This window comes from Corynebacterium sp. KPL3927, from assembly GCF_040225835.1.
Taxonomy (GTDB): domain Bacteria; phylum Actinomycetota; class Actinomycetes; order Mycobacteriales; family Mycobacteriaceae; genus Corynebacterium.
Genome location: NZ_JBEHGD010000039.1, coordinates 1 through 3,858, shown reverse-complemented (window position 1 = coordinate 3,858; position 3,858 = coordinate 1). Strand labels below are relative to the sequence as shown.

Sequence of the window (3,858 nt, the reverse complement as noted above, 5' to 3'; positions counted from 1 at the left end):
AATCAGCGTCCACCCGGCGGTCAAATCAACATAAACCACGTTGTCGGCATGTGGCACCGACAACCCCCAGAGCTAAAACCCAACCTCTCTGGGCCACGGCCAAGCCGCCGGAAGAAGCCAAGCTAGCACCAGTACAAAAACTCCGTGGACTCCCCGTCCAAAAAGCGGGGAGACTCCGCGTCCACAAAGTCCCTAGACTCCGAGTCCAAAAAGTAGCTGGACTCCAAGTCCAAAAACCTCATGGACATAACAGGGCTAGTTATGCCTCGCGGATGTCCTCGAAAAGAACGGTGGAAACGTAGCGCTCACCAAAGTCCGGCAGGACAACGACGATGGTCTTGCCCTCGAACTCGGGGCGCTCAGCCAGCTTCAGCGCGGCGGAAAGGTTTGCACCGGCGGAAATGCCAACCAGCAGGCCTTCCTCGGTAGCAAGGTCGCGGGAAAGCTTGATGGACTCCTCGAGGGAAGCGGTCAGGACCTCATCCAGCTGCTCGCGGTCGAGCACGTCCGGCACGAAGTTGGCGCCTAGGCCCTGGATCTTGTGCGGACCTGCCTGGCCTTCAGACAGCACAGGGGAGTCAGCCGGCTCAACGGCTGCGAGGTAAACGTCTGGGTTCTTGGACTTCAGGTAGCGACCTGCACCGGTGATGGTGCCGCCAGTGCCGACGCCTGCGACGAAGGCATCGACATTGCCCTCGGCGTCGTCCCAGATCTCCGGGCCGGTGGTGGCCTCGTGGATCTTGGGGTTGGCCTCGTTAGCGAACTGGGAAGCCAAGATGGCGTTGTCGCGCTCGGCGACGATCTCGTTGGCCTTATCAACCGCACCCTGCATTCCGGCAGCGCCCGGGGTCAGGATGATTTCTGCACCGTATGCGCGAAGCAGGACCTTGCGCTCATTGGACATGGTCTCTGGCATGGTGAGGACAACGTCGTAGCCCAAGGTTGCGCCGGCCAGTGCTAGGGCAATGCCGGTATTACCGGAGGTAGCTTCAACGATGGTGCCGCCCGGCTTCAGGTCACCGGATTCCTCAGCGGCCTTGATGATGGCGAGGCCGATGCGGTCCTTCACGGAGTTACCAGGGTTAAAGGACTCCACCTTGGCCAGCACGGTGGCACCCTTACCCTCAGCCAAGCGGTTGATGCGGATAAGTGGGGTACCGCCGATGGTCTCTAGGACATTGTTGTAAATAGCCATTTATTAGGACTCCTTTGGGAATCATATTCGTGGTCAAATCAGGTACAAGCGCAAGGATACACTATTTAAGTAGACAGAGTGGTATATTTATTACAGACAACCCATTCGGGCATGGAATGTGGGATTTACGGCCGCGGAGGCGAAGGGACGATTTCGAATTACCCCCACTTGCTGTCTATAATTCCACGTAGTTACCCGCTGCTCCCCAAGTTTTCGGGGATATCGGGTGCACCTACTTGGTTACCCCCGACGAGGAAAGAGTCTCATGGAGTCGCATCGCCTCAAAGATGATGAAGAATCCGTACGCGCGGCACTGTCGTCTCTCAAAACCGCCACCGGAATCCCAGTGACGATGTACGCAACATTATTGGCGGATAATCGCCTGCAAATTACCCAGTGGGTGGGCCTGCGTACGCCGGCGCTGCAGAATCTGCTTATCGATGCCGGCGTGGGCGTCGGCGGGCGCGTCATCACCACCCGTCGCGCGGTGGGCGTATCGGACTACACGCGTGCCACCACCATTTCCCACGAGAACGACAGCGTAATCCAAGACGAAGGCCTGCACTCGATCGTGGCCGTACCCGTTACCGTGCAGCGTGAAATCCGGGGAGTGCTTTACGTTGGCGTACATTCCCCTGTGCGCTTGGGGGATAAGGTCATCGAGGAAGTAACGATGACGGCCCGGACCCTAGAGCAAGATCTCGCGGTCAACTCCGCGATGCGCCGCGCCGATGGCGGAAAGGGAGGTGCGTCCCGCGGCCATGCGATGAACGGTGCGGAATGGGAACAGGTTCGTTCCACCCACTCCAAGCTGCGCATGCTGGCCAACCGCGTCGAGGACGAGGAGTTGCGCAAGGAACTCGAGGCGCTCTGCGATCAGATGGTCTCTCCCGTGCGCGTGAAGCAATCAACCAAGCTTTCCGCCCGCGAGCTCGACGTCCTCTCCTGCGTGGCACTCGGCCACACCAACGTGGAAGCGGCGGAAGAAATGGGAATTGGCGCCGAAACCGTCAAGTCCTACCTACGCTCCGTGATGCGCAAGTTGGGGGCGCACACTCGCTACGAAGCCGTCAATGCCGCCCGCCGGATCGGCGCGTTGCCCTGATAACCGGTAGCGTAGAAAGCTGTGAAAGATCAGTTTATTGTTTCCGGCGGTGCCCGTCTTGCAGGCACCGTCAAAGTAGATGGCGCCAAAAACAGCGTCCTTAAGCTCATGGCCGCCGCGTTGCTGGCGGAGGGGACGACGACGCTGACCAATTGCCCAGAGATTCTGGACGTACCTTTGATGAAAAAGGTACTCGAAGGCTTGGGCTGCGAGGTGACAATCGATGGCAGCACCGTCCGCATTACTACCCCTGCGACGCCGCAATCGAACGCGGACTTTGATGCGGTTCGCCAATTTAGGGCATCGGTATGCGTCTTAGGCCCACTAACCTCGCGCTGCGGGCATGCAAAGGTTGCGCTGCCCGGTGGTGACGCCATTGGCTCTCGCCCGCTTGATATGCACCAGACCGGCTTGGAAAAACTCGGCGCCACCACCCGCATTGAACACGGCGCCGTGGTCGCTGAGGCCTCCGAGCTTCGCGGTTCCACCATCCGTTTGGACTTTCCTTCCGTTGGTGCAACGGAAAACATTTTGACCGCCGCCGTCTTGGCTGAGGGCACCACCGTCCTCCACAACGCCGCCCGCGAGCCCGAGATCGTTGACCTGTGCGAGATGATGAAATCCATGGGCGCCAATATCGAAGGCGAAGGCACCTCCGAGGTCACCATCCACGGCGTGGACCGGCTTAACCCAACGGAGCACGAGGTCATCGGTGACCGCATCGTGGCAGGCACCTGGGCTTATGCCGCAGCCATGACACAAGGCGATATCACAGTCGGCGGCATTGCTCCGCGCCACTTGCACCTTCCGCTGGAAAAGCTGAAGTCCGCCGGTGCAGAGATTGAAACCTATGAAAACGGCTTCCGCGTGCGTATGGATAAGCGCCCTACCGCTGTGGATTACCAGACGTTGCCTTTCCCAGGCTTTCCGACGGACCTCCAGCCCATGGCCATCGGCATTTCCTCCATCGCCGAAGGGACCACCGTGATCACGGAGAACGTCTTTGAATCCCGGTTCCGCTTCGTCGACGAAATGCTGCGCTTGGGTGCCGATGCCCAAGTAGACGGTCATCATGTGGTGGTGCGCGGAAAGGAGCATCTTTCCTCTACGCATGTGTGGAGCTCCGATATCCGCGCAGGAGCTGGCCTGGTGCTCTCCGCACTCTGCGCCGACGAAGCCACGACCGTTCACGATGTCTTCCATATCGACCGCGGCTATCCCCACTTTGTGGAGAACCTTTCACGGCTTGGAGCCACCATCGAAAGGACGCAGGAAGAAGAAATCTTCTAATTAACCTTTCCCCAGTATGCATTTTTGCGGTGTGTGCTGGGGATTTGTGTGTTTTCTGGAGTGGGGTGTAACTTTATCGAAGTCGCCGAGGGGTAGCCGGTTGGTTACTTGTGAGTGACTTTTTGTACTGGCTTGGTTCGAGGATTTGACTTGGTTCAGGTTGTTGGGTAAGTTGGTACGAGCCGCCGACGAGAGGTTAACGTTTGGTTAATTTTCTTGTGGTGTGTGGATGTTGTTTGAGAACTCAATAGTGTGCCAATGTACTTAT

At 58.3% G+C, this 3,858-nt stretch carries 3 protein-coding genes; 2 read left to right on the top strand and 1 reads right to left on the bottom strand.

What is annotated here, in order from left to right; genetic code table 11:
• Nucleotides 1-259: 259 nt before the first annotated feature.
• Nucleotides 260-1,195: a cysteine synthase A gene (gene cysK / locus ABRP86_RS11360; RefSeq protein ID WP_023023783.1), complete on the bottom strand. Its 936-nt coding sequence runs from the start codon at nucleotides 1,193-1,195 to the stop codon at nucleotides 260-262.
• 265 nt (nucleotides 1,196-1,460) lie between these two features.
• Between cysK and ramA the strand changes: the two genes are divergently transcribed.
• Both ramA and murA read left to right on the top strand, forming a co-directional pair.
• Nucleotides 1,461-2,300 carry an acetate metabolism transcriptional regulator RamA gene (gene ramA, locus ABRP86_RS11355; RefSeq protein WP_005279642.1) on the top strand — a complete coding sequence of 280 codons (840 nt, stop codon included), beginning with the start codon at nucleotides 1,461-1,463 and terminating at the stop codon, nucleotides 2,298-2,300.
• Nucleotides 2,301-2,321: 21 nt separating this feature from the next.
• Nucleotides 2,322-3,590, top strand: coding sequence for a UDP-N-acetylglucosamine 1-carboxyvinyltransferase (murA, locus tag ABRP86_RS11350; protein ID WP_023023781.1), 1,269 nt, complete (start codon nucleotides 2,322-2,324; stop codon nucleotides 3,588-3,590).
• Nucleotides 3,591-3,858 lie beyond the last annotated feature (268 nt).